Consider the following 17,354-nt stretch of genomic DNA (forward strand, 5'->3'; position numbering starts at 1 on the left):
ACAGCATCAAAGGTACACTTCCGAAAGATAAATTTTTAATATCAGGGCATGAGGAGTAGGAAACAGTGAGATTAGTGATTCTGGGGGGGCCGGGGGCTGGGAAGGGGACTCAAACTGAAAAATTATGCAGTTATTTGAGTATTCCTTGCATTGCGACGGGTGATATCCTGCGAGAGGCGATCGCATCTCAATCTAATTTAGGTCGTCTTGCGGAACCCTGTGTAGAAAAAGGGGATCTCGTTCGTGATGAGACTATGATCGAGTTCATCCGCCAACGGCTTCTACTTCCTGATGTCACTAAGGGCTGGCTGTTGGATGGCTATCCCCGCACTGCTTTTCAAGCTGAGGAGTTAGATTTTTTAGTGGATGAGTTTGGGCAAAAAGTAGATCGAGCGATATATTTGGATGTAGCTGATTCTGTATTGATGAGTCGTTCTCTGGGGCGATCGCGTGCTGATGACCAACCAGAAATAGTACAACGCCGGATCGATTTATTTCGCGATCGCACCATCCCCATCCTAGAATATTACGAACACCGCCAAAAACTCTTAACTGTCAGCGGCGACCAACCCCCAGACCAAATACATCAAGAAATCTTAAAAAAGCTAATGGCTAATGGCTAATAGGTACGTAGTTGGGCTTTAGCCCTCTTACACGCCTCTTACACGCTGAAGCCCAACAACGTACCTAAAAATTCACCCTAGTCTTGTGACACTTGCATAAATCCTACAACTAACAATCAACAACCAACAACCAACAACTAACAAAATTATTATGTCTTGGCAACGTCCCGACGGCCGACAACCTAACCAACTCCGTCCAATCAGTTTTGAGCGAGACTTCACCAAATTTGCCACTGGTTCAGTTCTAGCTAGAAGTGGCGACACGCAGGTACTTTGTACTGTTTCTATACAGCCAGGAGTACCTAAATTTCTACAATTCACAGGACAAGGTTGGTTAACTGCTGAATATCGAATGTTACCGGGATCGACACCCCAGCGACAAGAAAGAGAATTGATGAAATTATCGGGACGTACCCAAGAAATTCAGCGATTAATTGGTCGCAGTTTGCGTTCTTGTTTAAATATGAACCTATTAGGAGAACGCACAATTATTGTCGATGCCGATGTTTTGCAAGCCGATGCAGGCACTCGCACAACATCAATTACTGGCGGATTTGTAGCTTTAGCTGATGCCTTAAATAAGCTGGTAAAAAACGGAGAATTAGAACAATCTCCCATCGTTTCCCAAGTGGCAGCCGTATCAGTTGGACTTTTGGAAGGAGAACCATTTTTAGACCTGAATTACCCAGAAGATGTCGCGGCTGAGGTGGATTTTAATGTCGTAATGAAAGAAAATTTAAGCATTATCGAAATGCAGGGGACAGCCGAGCAAGGAAACTTTAGCCGCACTCAGTTAAATCAAATCTTGGATGTAGCAGAAACAGGAATTAAAGAATTATTAGAGTTTCAGCGGCAAGGTTTAGGCATTACCTCTATCTAAGTCAATTTTGTTCCAAATTTTCCTCATTGTCTTCTAAAATATACTCTTCCTCAAACACTTCTGACCAAGAAAGCGAGAGTAAGTGACATTTAGCTTTCCTCATTTCAAATTCAGCTTGCTTCACAGCTTTCTGGAAACATTGCTCCCAGACTGATTCAATAAAATCTCTATTCAAACTAGGAACTTCTTCGTAAATATCTTCAATTTCTTGACGGGCTAAAAAAATGGTATTTGCCCAGCTAGATCCGCGTCGTTCAGGTTGAGATTTCCACTTAATAATATGAACCATTAACCGAATTAGCTGGCTTTTCATTGCCAATCTTTTAGATTTTCCCATTGATTCAATTAATTCGTACAGCCCTTGATTAGCTTCTATCACCTTACCCTCCTCTAAGAGTTGCTGAATCGCCACAGCAGTTTGATATTCAGAACCCGCCGCTAACCATTCCCAATCTTGTTTAGTTGACATTACTCGCTCCTAACTTACTTAAGCAATTGTCACACTTCATCAGCTTGTAAGGTGCGTCAGACCCAAGGCTATAACGAGAGAATTAGGGTGCTGCTGCTGACGCACCCTACTAATTGTACCTTTATAAATTTCAGATTAATTTATTTTGCGTTTTACTTTAGAAAATTTAATTTTCACTTGCCTACCTTTAGCGATCGCTGCTACAATCGTACCATCTAGATTGTAGCAAATAATCATGACAACCACATTTTTCTCTAAATGTCAAGCTGCCTTGAAACATTCTGCGTTCAAGATAGGTATGGTAATTGTAACAATCGCCCTCATTGGCTTTTCAACAGTTGGTCAGTATGGATTCTCCATTGATGAAGCTACAGAGATCGCTATGGTGCGGAGAAACTATGAACTGATTACCAAAGGTCAGCCTATTCCCAGCGATCTAAAATACTTTGGAACCTTATTTAATTTTACTGCCGAAGCAATATTTCAAGTTAATCAATATCTTCATAAAGGCTTATCCTACAGTCCAACTAATTACGAAGGCGATGCTAATAACGATCGCGGGAAAGCAAAAGCACTCTACGATCGAATTCAGATTAAGCACCCTTTAACTTTTTTAGTTTCTCTGATCGCCTATCTTTCAGTCGCGGGGATTGTTGGCATACTTTGTGGTTGGGAATACGCTTGGTTTGCTCCCATAGTGCTAGCACTTTTTCCGAGATTTTGGGGACATAGTTTCTTTAATCCTAAAGATATTCCCTTTGCATCTTTATTTACTCTTTCTACCTATGCCGGCGCTCATTTACTCAATTACTATCAAAAGAATCAGCCTGAATTAAAACTTGGATTTAATCAAACTCATCTCTTTTCAATCTTGTATGGAATTTTAGCTGGAATGCTTACCAGCGTTAGAATTGGCGGATTTTTGATGATGTTTTTTATCTTTATTGCTCACGTAGGAATTACCTTGGGACAAGGTGTCAGTAAAGTAAAAAACCTTTATAAATATGCAATTTGCTATATCTTAATGTTTCTTTCATGGGCGACAACTGTTACTATCTTACAGCCTGCATCTTGGTCTAATCCCCTGGGCTGGTTTTTGGAAACAATTGGATATCTCTCCAAACATCCTCTGCCTATAAAAACTTTGTTTAATGGCATTGAATATCCGATCCAAGATATTCCTTGGTACTTCACATCTCAGTGGTTATTAATGACAATTCCCGTTATTTTTCAAATTTCCTTTTTAGCAGGTTTAGGTTTACTGGCATCAAAATATAAGAATTTCTCCTCCCTTCAGCAATCCTGTTCTCTATTAATTATGTGCCAAGTATTTGGGCTCCCAATTATTGCAATAATTAAACACGCATCAGGCTATGACGACATGAGGCACTTTATGTTTGTGTTGCCGGGAATTGCCAGTATAGCTACTGCTGCTTTGATTTGGATCTACCAAGCAGTCGCAATCAAAAAACCTGTACAAATAGCAGGCGTAGCATTTATTCTGACAGTTTTTGGTGCAATTATCATTGAGATGATTCAGCTACATCCCTATCAATATATTTACTTTAATAGGTTATCAGGAGGATTAGCAGCAGCCCCTAATCGGTACGAAATTGATTATTGGGGATTGGGGATGCGGGAAGGTATGGAGTGGATCAACAAAAATGCCGATCCCAAAGAGCCTGTTTTAATAGGAGGATTTTTGTACTCAGCTAATATATTTGCCGATCCAAATCTAAATGTGAGTAAGTATAAAAAGGCAGAAAAAAAGGAAATTTCTAAGCCATTTTACTATTTACCTTGGGGGCGGTGGGGATTCCCAAAAGAATTCCCAGAATGTCCAGTTGTACATAAAGTTGAAAGACAAGGGGTGGTATTAACAATTGTTAAAAAGTGCCAATAGTGAAGAAGAGGGACTAGGGGCTAGGGGCTAGGGGCTAGGGAAGAAGGCGAAGAAGAGGGGCTACGATACTCAGGAAGAAGGGAATAGAATCAATGTTTCAGCTATAAGCGAGTGTCCTAACCGTCTTAGGGGTTGCTATAAATACAACTATTTTTTTTAAACGATCGATAACAATCTTAACAGTTTTTTATTGACATTGTTATTGAATCGTGTATATAAAAATCTTTACGAAATATGTAATTAATTTTTTTTAAAAGTTAAGCCCCGCAGGATTGTTCTCTCTGCGGGGCTTTATCTTATGGTAATAGTTGACTAGAGTGAAAATCAGAAACGAGTTCACAAATCAGTAATCATCGCCCAATAATGGGCAATTTTGAATTATCACAAGGGAGAACACTGTATGAAATTAGCTTATTGGATGTATGCAGGCCCCGCTCACATCGGCACTCTCCGCATCGCTAGTTCCTTCAAGAACGTCCACGCCATCATGCACGCGCCGCTGGGTGACGATTATTTCAACGTCATGCGCTCCATGTTAGAGCGGGAGCGGGACTTCACCCCCGTAACCACCAGTATTGTCGATCGCCACGTTCTCGCGCGGGGTTCCCAAGAGCGAGTAGTGGACAACATCACCCGCAAAGATAAAGAAGAACAGCCTGATTTAATCGTTCTTACCCCGACTTGCACCTCCAGCATTTTGCAAGAAGACCTAGAAAACTTTGTGCAACGCGCTCAGTTGGATGCCAAAGGCGACGTGATGCTGGCGGATGTTAACCACTACCGCGTCAACGAACTGCAAGCTGGCGATCGCACTCTGCATCAAATTGTAGAGTTTTATATCAACAAAGCTCGGAAAAAAGGTAATTTGCCAGAAGGAAAAACGGAGAAACCTTCTGTTAACATCATCGGCATTTCTACCCTCGGTTTCCACAACCAACATGACTGCACGGAGTTGAAGCGGTTGATGGCAGATTTGGGCATAGAAGTTAATGAAGTTATCCCAGAAGGCGCTTCGGTTCACAATTTAAAAAATTTGCCTCGTGCTTGGTTTAACCTAGTTCCTTATCGCGAATTGGGGCTAACTTCGGCGATGTATTTGGAGAAAGAGTTTGGAACGCCCTATGTAGATATCACGCCGATGGGTGTGGTAGAAACTGCTCGTTGTATCCGCAAAATTCAGCAAGTGCTTAATGCTCAGGGTGCTGATGTTAATTACGAGGAGTTTATCGATCGACAAACTCGTTTTGTTTCTCAAGCTGCTTGGTTTTCTCGCTCGATTGACTGTCAGAATTTGACTGGCAAAAAGGCTGTGGTATTTGGTGATAACACCCATGCAGCGGCGATGACTAAGATTCTAGCTCGTGAAATGGGTATTCATGTGGTTTGGGCGGGTACTTATTGCAAATATGATGCTGACTGGTTCCGGGAACAGGTAAGCGAGTATTGCGATGAGGTGATTATCTCCGAAGATCACGGGGCGATTGGAGATGCGATCGCGCGTGTGGAACCTTCTGCTATTTTCGGTACGCAAATGGAACGGCACGTCGGTAAGCGGTTAGATATTCCTTGCGGGGTAATTGCTGCACCGATTCACATTCAGAATTTCCCGATTGGTTATAAGCCATTTTTGGGTTATGAGGGAACTAATCAGTGTGTGGATTTGGTGTATAATTCCTTTACTTTGGGCATGGAAGATCACTTGCTAGAAATCTTCGGTGGTCACGATACTAAGGAAGTAATTACTAAAGGGATTTCGGCTGATTCTGATATGAATTGGACGAAAGATGGACAAGCTGAGTTGAATAAAATCCCTGGTTTTGTGCGCGGTAAGGTGAAGCGGAACACTGAGAAATTTGCTCGCGATCGCGGTATTGCTCAAATTAATGCCGAGGTGTTATACGCAGCTAAGGAAGCTGTGGGCGCGTAGTTAGTTTTAGTGAGGGCATCTGTTGTAGATGCCCTTGCTTATTTACACAAAAAAACAACTAACAACTCAGATATTCAGGTGAAGCAACAGCCAACTTTTCCGACCACTGACTGAACTCTAAAACTACTGCCGGTTCAATAGGAATACCTACTTCCCGGCGATTCTTTTCCGATTTATACTCAAGTTCACCAGGAAAAAGAATCGCCTCCCCTTGAGCCTTTACTTCCTCAATCGCCTGAGTCACAACCTGCGAAAGTAACGCACCTCCAGCAAACCTTTGGGGGTCAATAGCTATCATCAAAGAACCCAAACAGCGGTTCCGATCCAAGTCTTTATACATATTAGTAACATGAGGCCCAAAAGCCATCCCATTCAACGGGCCGCACAGCATATCAATCATAAATCCCAAGGCATATCCCTTATGTTCAGCTATGGGTTTAAGCGCCACCATTTCTGTTAACTCTTCAGTATCTTTTCCCTGTTCATTAACTGCCAATCCTAGCGGAATAGATCCCCCATCGCGACGGGCATTTACAATTCGATTCCAAGGTACTATACTGGTAGCCATATCCAGACATAACGGTCGATCTACAATCGTTGAAGGAATCGCAATCGAAATCGGATTAGTACCAAAAAAAGCCTGCTTTCCTAAATGGGGAACTACTAAAGCATCTGTATGAGTAAAAGCAATTCCCATCATTCCCTCTAAGCAAGCTTGTCTGGTATAAAGTCCAATCGCACCGCAGTGGGAAGAATTACTAATCCCCACAATTCCTACTCCTGCATTTCTAGCAAGAGAAATCGCTTTTTCCATAGCAAAATGGCACACAAATATCCCTAAACCATGATTTCCATCTAATTGACCAGTCGCCGCCCCAGTCTCAGTAAATTGTAGTTGAGGACGCGGATTAAGAGTACCACCAGTAAGACGATTGAGATAATGGGGAACTCGCGAAACACCGTGAGAATCTATTCCCCAAAGACTTGTTTGTACTAAACTAGATGCTACAATTTCTGCGGCAGTTTCAGGCATACCCGTTGCCATTAAAACTTGGCTAACCCAAAGAGATAATTTATCAGAAGAGATTGCTAACATTTATTTGTGATTTTGCTCAAAATATGGTTGTGTCTTAGTCTTAATTGGGAAATATATGATTTAATCTCACGGGATTGACAAATTCAGTTAAAACTGGAGATATTCATCAACTGTGGTTTTTTTGAGGAGTAACGTATTCAATTATGGCAAATATCTTCGGCACTGACGGCGACGACGAAATTGTAGGAAATCCAGCTAGCGACCGAATTCGCGGCTTAGATGGCGACGACACCATCTTCGGAGTAGGCGGAGACGACACTTTAGAAGGAGGCCAAGGCTTAGATTTGCTCTTTGGCGGGGATGGGGCCGATTCAATTCTAGGCGCTGAAGGCAATGATACTTTAGTAGGCAACAGCGGTCGGGATTTAATTTTCGGCGGAGTTGGTGATGACTGCATTCACGGCGGTCTGGGTAACGATATCATCCTGGGTGAAAATGGTAACGATACCTTGTTTGGAGACGCTGGAGATGATTTCGTCGGCGGTAACATCGGCTTTGATATCGTCACAGGCGGCACCGGCAATGACACCATCCGAGGCGGTGAAGATGACGATAGCTTGTTTGGAAATGCTGACGATGATTACCTATATGGAGATACGGGTAACGATTCTCTCAGTGGCGATCGCGGTAGCGACCAACTTTTCGGTGGCGATGGTCAAGACTTCCTAACTGGAGGCGACGGCGCAGACACCCTTTTTGGCGAAGCTGACAATGATTTACTTAATGGAGATTTTGGCAATGACCAAATCTACGCCGGCAAAGGTAACGATACAGCCTTCGGTGGCGCTGACTCGGACACCATTCTAGGAGGTGAAGGTGACGACTCGTTATTTGGAAATGACGATAACGATTTTATCTTCGGCGGTAAGGCTAATGATGCTCTTGATGGCGGCTTTGGTGACGATTCTATGTCAGGAGGACTCGGCGATGATACTATCATTGGCGGCTTTGGCAATGACAATTTATTGGGAGCAGAAAATAATGACATCCTAATTGGAGGCGAGGGCACGGATACCCTGACTGGCGGTAGTGGTAGCGATTTATTTGTATTAGGAGCTGGTGCTGGTAGTTTGTCTATAATTACTGACTACGACGATACCGCAGATTTTATCGGATTGCCCAGCAATTTATCTTTTAACGATCTCCAAATCCAGCAAGGAAATGGTTTAAATCGCAGAGATACAATTGTCTCCATAGGTGGCAAGATTTTGGCAATTTTTGTAGACAATCCTTCGTCGCTGATCACTGTAGATGATTTTATAGATGTTGGCGAAACCTTGGTATCAGTACCGACGAGGACACCGACACCGACACCGACACCGACACCCACACCCACACCCACACCGACACCCACACCCACACCGACACCCACACCCACACCGACACCCACACCAACGCCAACGCCAACGCCAACGCCAACACCAACGCCAACGCCAACACCCACACCAATACCAACGCCAACGCCAACGCCAACTTCTACACCGACACCGACACCGGAATCAACAGCGACCCCAGCGCCCACACCGACACCAACAGCCACTCCTACCCCAACAGCCACGCCAACTCCCACGCCCACAACTTCGAGGCTGACTTCCCCACCTGAGATTAATCCGCCAGCAACACTGCCGCTCTCAGGTATAACAGTCAGCCCCGCGTCTGAGCATAGCTTGTTGCCAGTGATTCCTGGTCAAGTACCAACGATCCTGCCGGTGCAGCCGAACCTGACACCCTTAATATCCAACCCAACGATACCGACTCTCTGGCTGTAGAGTTTAACGTTCCAGAGGAGTCTGAGTGCCATCCCACTCAGACTCATGCTGGTCATCTTCTAGAAGCGAGAGGCGATCGCCACCACCCAAAAACGATCGCAACTTCATGCGGTGAATATAAGGCCAACCACCTTCCGCTTCAATATTCCTTAGTAGTTGATAAAGTGCTTGTCGGTTATCTGGCAAAGACGCTTGAAACAAACCCTCCCGAATTTCCCGGTGCAAACCTTCCAAAGTTCGCAGCACAGCTAAAAGTAGCAGACTGTTCCCTTGACAACTCTCAGCCAAACCGTAAACCTCTTCAGTAAGGGATTGCAACTCAGACTGCAACTTTCCCGACTCCAAATCTGTGTCCCTGTCCATACCGCTAGTTTCTTTTAGACAACATTTATAAAAATTACCCTGAAAACCCTGCGACTTTAGTTTAGGGATGTTTCGACTACGCTCAACACAAGTGAAAAGGGGCTCTTCCGTATTTGTGGTCATAAAGTAGACTTATAGTTTAGCCACATCAAGGTTTTCAGGCGACCTTCGACCTTTAAATTGTATCAATTACTACTTTTTACACCTAGCATCCGGGAGAGCCGTTCTATTCCCTTCTTCATGTGAGCACAAGCCATGTACAATTCTGTATTGGGCTATTAACCGAACCTTTTCAGAAATTTTAAGTTATCGCTTAACTTCACCGCACTTGCTCAAATTTTGAGTCGAGTGCAGGGGAGTATTTTGGATGGTTGTGTTGCCGTAGCCTGCCCTGCCTGCACAGCGTCTTGCCCAGAGTAGGGCTTTCTACATTTATTATTCCGATGTTGGATATTGAGGTTGACAATGAGGTATCGCGCTTTAATTGTTACACTCCTAGCTCTGTGCTTGAGTGTACTGACAGCTTGCTCAGAAGGGCCGACGGTTGCTAGTAGCGAGGCACTAACCTACGACCAAATTAGAGGCACTGGCTTGGCTAATAACTGCCCTAATTTGCCGGAAACTGCTCGCGGGTCAATTTCTTTGACTTCAGATAGCACCTATTCGCTGACTGGTTTGTGTTTACAGCCAACCAGTTTTTTTGTTAAGGAAGAACCCGTTAATAAGCGACAAGAGGCTGAATATATTCCCGGTAAATTGCTGACCCGGTTTACGTCTAGCATTGACCAGGTACAAGGCACTCTGAAGGTTAGCTCTGACGGTACTCTCACTTTTAAGGAACAGGATGGCTTAGATTTCCAAGCGATTACTGTTCAGCTTCCCGGTGGGGAACAAGTGCCTTTTCTCTTTACTATTAAAGAGCTTGTTGCTAAATCGGAACCAGGATCTACTATTGTCAATACTTCTACGGATTTGGAAGGTGTGTTCAATGTTCCTTCCTACCGCAGTGCTGGCTTCTTAGATCCAAAAGCTCGCGGCGTGTCTACTGGTTATGACAATGCTGTGGCTCTTCAAGGTAAAGGTGAACAAGGCGAACTTAGTCGCGCGAACGTGAAATTAGCTGACACTCAAACGAAAGCTGGCAAAATTTCTCTGCAAGTTGCTAAGGTGAATGGCAGCACTGGTGAAATTGGTGGGATTTTTGAGAGCGAACAGCCTTCTGATACTGATTTGGGAGCTAGACCTGCTCTTGATGTGAAAATTCGCGGTTTGTTTTATGCTCGGATTGAACCCTCTGAGTCCTAATTTTGGGGCTGGGCAGAGGTGGGCGATCGCTCAGTGTTGAAGAAAGGTTTCTCAGCTTAGGGCGATCGCTTCCCCCCTCCAAACTAAGGCAAAATATTTAGTCTCTGGTTTTGAGGTTAAATTTTCTCTACTGACTCTGCATCAAATGCTTGGAGGGGCAATTAGCCCCTCTTTTTTGTGGCAATATAGCGGTTTGGCTGTTGTCTGAGAACAGGATAATTGCTAGTTGCTAATTGCTAATTGCTAAGTCCATTTAAGTAGGGTCTTGCGATCGCAGCGCTAATCAAGTAAGATACGCAGTTAAGGACTTACAGGAAAAGGCAAAAACTACAGGTCGAGCCCGATCGAGCGAAAGCCTGAAGCATCTTGTATTTTCTCAAAGTGTTTCCGATCACTTCTGTTAAGTGCTGCGATCGCACCAGTTTAAGCAAAATTTGCTCATACTGAAGCTCAAGCACAATTCAGTGGTCTGCTCTACCAACCCAAACCTCGCCATGTCTACCAGAGTTAACAATGATCTAAAAACTGAAAGCTTACAGTTGTTACGGGAGTACCAAAATGCTCCGTCAAACGAAGTACGCAATGAATTAGTTCAACTCAATATCGGACTGGTGAGGAAAGAAGTTCACCACTGGCTTCACCAATGTACTGAAAGCTATGACGATCTACTACAAGTAGGTTCTATTGGCTTAATTAGAGCCATTGAACGATTTGATATGTCAAAGGGCAATGCCTTTAGTTCCTTTGCTATTCCCTACATTAGAGGTGAAATTCAGCACTACTTGCGCGATAAAAGTCCTTCTGTTCGAGTACCTCGCCACTGGCTAACCCTAGAACGCCAATCATCCTCGATAGTAAAGGATCTGCAAGTGCGGCTCAATCGGAATCCTACCGATATAGAAGTAGCAACAGCTCTGAATATTTCTGTGGGAGAATGGCAAGAAATTAAATTAGCCTGTCGCAATCGCGCCCCTCTGAGTTTAGATGCTCCTCTACAGGATGAAGAAGAAGGTGCTACTTGTCTGGGAGAATTAGTACCAGATAATCGCTATCGCAGTTTTCAGTTGGCTCAAGAGGATCAAATTCGTTTACAGCAAGCTCTGGCTAAGCTGGAAGAACGAACTCGCGAGATATTGGAGTTTGTTTTCCTCTACGATTTGACGCAAAAAGAAACAGCGGAACGCTTGGGTATTAGTGCGGTGACAGTTTCTCGGCGAGTAAAGAAAGGACTGGATTCGCTTAAGGAAATGATGACTAAATAACTATTAGAAGATTGAAGAAATAGAGATTTAAGATTTTTGGGATACGCCACGATCTTTCCATTAGACCTCGACCCAATTTAGGTTTTTTCCAGACAGGGAAAGCATTTCCGATTCTTTTTCGCAGATGTCTATGGATGTGGCTAAATCTTAAATCTTATTTCTTTGCGAGTGAGTAATCTTTGCTGCATTGTGAAAGATTTAACAAACCAATCCTATTTTAAAGAAATGTTAAAAACAAATAACTTTATTTAAAATAATTAAGTTTTCCTTAAATTTTAGGGTAGTCTAATAATTATCAATAGATATAAACATTACAAATTAACACTTCCTAAAAAATTTGTTTGTTTATTGATACTTAAAAGAGGCTACAAAAATGATTAGCTTAGCTGGCTACGAGATTACCAACCAAATTCATGAAAGTAATAATTCTTTAGTTTGCCGAGGACTAAGAAAGCAAGACAACAAATCGCTCATTCTCAAATTTCTCAAGCAAGATTATCCGATGCCAGCTTCGTTAGTCAGATATAAGCAGGAATACGAAATAACGAGGAATCTCAACATAGAAAGTGTTCCTAAAGCCTACAGCTTAGAAAGATATAAAAATAGTTTAGTCATCATTTTTGAGGATGGTAAGGGAGAATCATTAAGGATATTTTTTGCTTCTAAAAAAATTACATTAGAGGAATTTTTATCAATAGCTATTAAAATAACTAAGGCTTTAGGTCAAATTCATCAACATAATATTATTCATAAAGATATCAATCCCAGCAATATTATTATTAACCCAGACACCGGGTTAGTCCAAATTATAGATTTTGGCATCTCCACTGTCTTATCGCGCGAGAATTCTACCATTAAAAACCCCAATATTTTAGAAGGAACTCTTGCGTATATATCACCAGAACAAACAGGTAGAATGAACCGGGCAATCGACTACCGCACTGATTTTTACTCATTAGGAGTAACTTTTTACGAACTGCTAACGGGGCAATTGCCTTGCGATTACAGCGATGCAATGGAATTAGTTCACTGTCACATTGCTAAACAAGCAATTCCACCCTATGAGATCGATTCTCAAATCCCTAAAGCAGTTTCCAATATTGTAATGAAGCTGTTAGCAAAAACGGCTGAAGAAAGATATCAAAGTGCTTGGGGAATTGTCGCAGATTTAGAAGAATGCCTGCAACAAATACAGACTAAAGGAAAAATTGTAGATTTTGCAATTGCCCAAAAAGATATTACGGATAAGTTTCAAATCCCTCAAAAACTCTATGGTAGAGAACGAGAAGTTGAAACCTTATTAGTGGCTTTTGATCGCGTCAGAAATGGCACAACAGAAATCATGTTAGTATCGGGTTACTCTGGCATTGGTAAATCTGCCTTAGTGCAAGAAGTTTATAAACCGATTACTAAGGCTAGAGGTTATTTTATTGCTGGTAAATTTGACCAATTTCAACGCAATATTCCCTACGCTGCTGTTGTCAAAGCCTTTCAATCCTTAGTCAAACAACTACTAACTGAAAGCGAAATAGAACTTAATACTTGGAAAGAAAAACTGTTAGCTGCTATTGGTGCTAATGGCCAAATTATTATCGATGTTATTCCTGAAGTAGAATTGATAGTTGGCAAACAGCATCCTGTACAAGAATTAGGCGCTACAGAAGCGCAAAACCGCTTCAACTTAGTATTTCAAAAATTTATCGGCGTATTTTGTTCAGTTGACCATCCTTTAGTCATTTTTCTAGATGATTTGCAATGGTCTGATTCCGCTACATTGAAATTACTGCAAACAATGATGTCAGAGGAGAAAACGAAATATCTATTTCTAATTGGTGCTTATCGAGATAACGAAGTTAACCCCTCTCATCCTTTAATGATAACTCTGGATGAGCTGCAAAAACAAGGTAAAAGAATCGATCGAATTACTTTAACTCCCTTACACCTTCAGCAGATTGGTAACTTGATTGCTGATACCGTGCGTAAGGACAAAAAATCAGCGATCCCTCTAGCCGAGTTAGTCGTGAGTAAAACTCAAGGTAATCCTTTTTTTGTAAATCAGTTTCTCAAAACTCTCTATCAAGAAAACCTGCTAAACTTCAATCCCCAGCAAAGAAACTGGGATTGGAATATTTCGGAAATAGAAGCTGTAAGAATTACCGATAATGTCATTGAATTGATGCTTGGGAAATTAAGAAAAATGCCTGAATTAACTCAGCAAGTTTTGCGTTTAGCAGCTTGTGTGGGCAATAGCTTTGACTTAAACACCCTCTCAATCATTAATCAAAAATCTCCTGGCGAAACCTTTCAAGAACTTTTGCCAGCCATCCAAGATGGATTGATTCTAACTACTTCTGAATTAGGTACTATAGAAGAAGAAATAATTAATTCAGACCTGGTAATTACTACTTATAAATTTTTGCACGATCGCGTGCAGCAGTCCGGCTATGCTTTGATTGAACCACAGCTTCAAACAGCTATTCACCTGCAAATTGGTCGGCTATTAGTAGCGAATATTTCTCCTGAACGACGAGGAGAAAGAATTTTTGAAATCGCCGATCATTTGAATTCAGGTCGGAATTTAATCATTGAGGATCGGGAGAAAGTTGAGCTGGCTATTTTAAATTTAACAGCAGGTCGCAAAGCCAAAGATGCAACGGCTTATGCTGCTGCAAGAGACTACTTAAAAATCGGGTTGGAAATTTTACCGGGCGATATTTGGCAAGAATATTACGACCTAGCTTTTACCTTTCATAAAGAACTGGTAGATGCCGAATATTTAAATGGGAATTTTGAAGAATCTGAAGCCTTAATAGAACTGACTTTTTCACGAGCAAAAACCGATATAGAAAAAGCCGAAGTTTACAATATTTTGATCGTGCAGTACACTCTACTGACTAAATATGAAGAGGCAATTAAATCGGGATTAAAAGCCCTGCACTTGCTAGGAATAGACTTAGCTGAAGATAATTTAAGTGAGGCGGTTAGCGCTGAACTGGCTGAAGTAAAAGCTAATTTAGCGAACCAAGAAATTGCTTCATTAATTAATGCCGAAAAGATGAAAGATCCATCTAAAAGAATTGCCTTGAAATTATTGGGAAATATGGGGCCGCTAACGTTCTTTTCATCTCAAGAGCTGTGGAAGCTGACAGTTATTAAAGCGATTAATCTTTCTCTCAAGTACGGTTTTGTGGCAGGAGGATCTTACTGCTACTCATGTTATGGAATTATCCTGAATTCAATTTTAGGGGATTATCAATCTGCTTATGAGTTTGGCAGACTCGCCCTTGCTCTTAGCGAAAACTCAAATAACCTGTCTCAAAATTGCCAAGATAGTGTTATTTTTGCCAATTATTTAAACTGCTGGGTTAGACCAATTAAAACAACTGTAGAAATTAATAGCGAAGGCTATAAAGTTGGCTTGCAATCTGGCAATTTGCAATGGACTGGTTACAACCGGATGTTTCAAACGATTACCTATGTTTTTCAGGGTATGAATTTGAATAACCTGTTAGAAGATATTGGCAATTCGCTCCATTTCTGCCATCAAACGAAAAATTTGTGGGCAATTGATATAATTATTGCTAATAAATTAGCAATTTTAAATTTGATGGGAGAAGAGGATGAAATTAGCGAAAAACAGCATTTAGAAAATTTCCACAGACGTAAAAGCATGGCGGCGCTATGCGAATTTTATGTTTTAAAAGCACAGAATTTTTATCTTTATGAAAAGTATGCTGAGGCGCTGGAAGCTTCCGATCGCGCTTCAGAAATTATTGATTATTTGATGGGTCACATTTCCAGCGCTCACCATAACTTTTACCGTTCTCTGATCTTAACAGCTCTGTATCCATTCGTTTCTGAATCAAAGCGAAAAGATTACTGGCAGCAATTAGAAGCTAATCAGAAACAAATAAAAATTTGGGCGGATAATTGCCCAGAAAATTTTGCCCATAAATTCTGTCTAGTAGCGGCAGAAATGGCCAGAATTTCAGGTCAAGATTTAGAGGCAATGGACTTATACGATCGCGCGATCGCTTCAGCCAGAGAGGGTGATTTTATTCAGAATGAAGCCCTCGCAGCCGAACTCGCTGCTAAATTCTGGTTAGCGAAAGACAAAGAAGAATTTGCCCAAATCTATCTGACAAAAGCTCACTATGGCTACCAAAACTGGGGTGCTAAACGTAAAGTTAAAGATTTAGAGAAAAGACATCCCCAATTATTAGCTAGAACATCATTCCCCAAAAGCACTAAAACAAAAGTTAGTCAAGTCACTGTTGCTCCTAATACTACCATGAATAGTTTGGGAGAGACATTAGATTTAGCGACAGTAATGAAAGCAGCAGAAGCAATTTCAGGTGAAATAGTTTTGAGTAAGTTGCTAGCTAAATTAATGAAAATTGCGATCGAAAATGCGGGTGCCGAGAAAGGCTTTTTAATTTTAGAAAAAGCAGGAAACTGGGCGATCGAGGCTGAAGGTTCGGTTAAGGAGAATGAGGTGAGTGTGTTGCGATCGCTTCCCCTAAATGCAACAACCGATTCGAGGGAAATACCTCTGCTGGCAACTGCGATCGCCAATTATGTCATTCGCACCCAAGAAAATATTGTTTTAAATAACGCCGCCCAAGAGGGACAATTTACCCAAGATCCTTATGTTGCAGCGACTCAACCAAAATCAATTCTCTGCACTCCTCTGCTACATCAAGGTAAGCTAACAGGCATTTTTTATCTGGAAAATAACCTCACAGAAGGGGCTTTTACTACAGATAGGCTAGAACTATTAAAACTGCTATCTGCCCAAGTTGCCATTTCCATTGAAAATGCCCAACTTTACAAAAATTTGCAGGAGTTCAATCAAAACTTAGAGCAATTAGTTAGCGATCGCACTCAAGAATTATCCAAGACGCTAGAGGCTTTAAAAGCCACCCAAACTCAGCTAGTAGAATCTGAAAAAATGGCATCTCTGGGAGGATTAGTTGCTGGTGTTGCCCATGAAATTAATACTCCCGTCGGAGTGGGTGTCACTGTTGCTTCAGCTTTGGCAGATCATACCACAGAATTTGCCTCTATTTATAAAAGTGGCAAAATGAAACGCTCCGATTTAGAAGAGTTTGTGGATATTGCTACCCAAAGCAGTAAAGCACTTCTAATTAATCTAGATCGGGCGGCCGAATTGATTCAAAGCTTTAAGCAAGTCGCAGTCGATCGCTCTAGTGAAGAAAGGCGAACTTTCCAGATCAGAGCTTATCTTGATGAAATTTTATTACAATTGAAACCCAAATTGAAAAATGGCAAACATTCGCTTAAAATTAAAGGAGATAGCAAGATTGCCATCGATTCTTATCCAGGTGCTTTGTCCCAAGTTGTTACTAACTTGCTGATGAATTCTCTGATTCATGCTTATGAACCAGGCATTTCTGGGGATCTAATCTTTACTTGGCAGCAAGAGGGCGATCGACTCATGTTTGAATATGCCGATGAAGGTAAAGGCATCCCGACAGAAAATCTGAGTAAAATTTTCGAGCCATTCTTTACTACTAAGCGTGGTCAAGGTGGCAGTGGATTAGGATTGCATATTGTCTACAATTTAGTCACCCAAAAACTAAAAGGTGAAATTGAATGTCAAAGTGAAGTGGGAATCGGCACCAAATTTATCATCAAATTACCAATGCAAATCGATGCAGAACTTTAGGCTTTTAATTCCCAGTTATTTGCAAAAATAATTAACAGGCTTTGTATCTTCCACCCTCAACATCAGTG

Annotated in this window: 11 protein-coding genes; 8 read left to right on the top strand and 3 right to left on the bottom strand. The window is 41.7% G+C overall.

Going from position 1 to position 17,354, the window contains the following annotated elements:
* The first annotated feature begins 65 nt into the window (after positions 1-65).
* Together PY364_RS10675 and rph are read left to right on the top strand one after the other, a co-directional pair.
* Complete coding sequence (locus PY364_RS10675) at positions 66-623, top strand: nucleoside monophosphate kinase (RefSeq protein ID WP_275522388.1); 558 nt, start codon at positions 66-68, stop codon at positions 621-623.
* A gap of 151 nt (positions 624-774) precedes the next feature.
* The gene (gene rph, locus PY364_RS10680) at positions 775-1,503 is read left to right on the top strand and encodes a ribonuclease PH (RefSeq protein WP_275522390.1); all 729 of its coding nucleotides are present in this window, start codon (positions 775-777) and stop codon (positions 1,501-1,503) included.
* Between the two features lies 1 nt (position 1,504).
* Here rph and PY364_RS10685 read toward each other — a convergent pair whose 3' ends face one another.
* Positions 1,505-1,972, bottom strand: a complete 468-nt coding sequence (locus PY364_RS10685) for a DUF29 domain-containing protein (RefSeq protein WP_275522391.1) — start codon at positions 1,970-1,972, stop codon at positions 1,505-1,507.
* Between the two features lie 235 nt (positions 1,973-2,207).
* On the opposite strand from PY364_RS10685, the gene PY364_RS10690 reads away from it, so the two are divergent.
* Both PY364_RS10690 and bchB read left to right on the top strand, forming a co-directional pair.
* Complete coding sequence (locus PY364_RS10690) at positions 2,208-3,875, top strand: hypothetical protein (protein ID WP_275522392.1); 1,668 nt, start codon at positions 2,208-2,210, stop codon at positions 3,873-3,875.
* A 400-nt stretch (positions 3,876-4,275) separates the two neighbouring features.
* The gene (gene bchB, locus PY364_RS10695; RefSeq protein WP_275522394.1) at positions 4,276-5,802 is read left to right on the top strand and encodes a ferredoxin:protochlorophyllide reductase (ATP-dependent) subunit B; all 1,527 of its coding nucleotides are present in this window, start codon (positions 4,276-4,278) and stop codon (positions 5,800-5,802) included.
* 58 nt (positions 5,803-5,860) lie between these two features.
* On the opposite strand, the gene PY364_RS10700 is transcribed toward bchB, so the two are convergent.
* A complete protein-coding gene (locus PY364_RS10700) occupies positions 5,861-6,898 on the bottom strand; it encodes an Ldh family oxidoreductase (RefSeq protein WP_275522397.1) in 1,038 nt (345 codons plus the stop codon).
* A gap of 143 nt (positions 6,899-7,041) precedes the next feature.
* Here PY364_RS10700 and PY364_RS10705 point away from each other — a divergent pair, with 143 nt between their 5' ends.
* A complete protein-coding gene (locus PY364_RS10705) occupies positions 7,042-8,667 on the top strand; it encodes a calcium-binding protein (RefSeq protein ID WP_275522398.1) in 1,626 nt (541 codons plus the stop codon).
* 3 nt (positions 8,668-8,670) lie between these two features.
* On the opposite strand, the gene PY364_RS10710 is transcribed toward PY364_RS10705, so the two are convergent.
* On the bottom strand, positions 8,671-9,030 hold the full coding sequence (locus PY364_RS10710; protein ID WP_275522400.1) for a hypothetical protein: 360 nt from the start codon (positions 9,028-9,030) through the stop codon (positions 8,671-8,673).
* A gap of 465 nt (positions 9,031-9,495) precedes the next feature.
* Between PY364_RS10710 and PY364_RS10715 the strand changes: the two genes are divergently transcribed.
* The 3 genes from PY364_RS10715 (at position 9,496) to PY364_RS10725 (ending at position 17,286) form a co-directional block, all read left to right on the top strand.
* On the top strand, positions 9,496-10,335 hold the full coding sequence (locus PY364_RS10715; protein ID WP_275522403.1) for a photosystem II manganese-stabilizing polypeptide: 840 nt from the start codon (positions 9,496-9,498) through the stop codon (positions 10,333-10,335).
* Positions 10,336-10,829: 494 nt separating this feature from the next.
* Complete coding sequence (locus PY364_RS10720; RefSeq protein ID WP_275522404.1) at positions 10,830-11,597, top strand: RNA polymerase sigma factor SigF; 768 nt, start codon at positions 10,830-10,832, stop codon at positions 11,595-11,597.
* A gap of 373 nt (positions 11,598-11,970) precedes the next feature.
* On the top strand, positions 11,971-17,286 hold the full coding sequence (locus tag PY364_RS10725) for an ATP-binding sensor histidine kinase (protein WP_275522405.1): 5,316 nt from the start codon (positions 11,971-11,973) through the stop codon (positions 17,284-17,286).
* The last annotated feature ends 68 nt before the right edge of the window (positions 17,287-17,354 follow it).

Origin of the sequence: Kamptonema sp. UHCC 0994 (assembly GCF_029167235.1) — a bacterium.
GTDB lineage: Bacteria > Cyanobacteriota > Cyanobacteriia > Cyanobacteriales > Microcoleaceae > Kamptonema.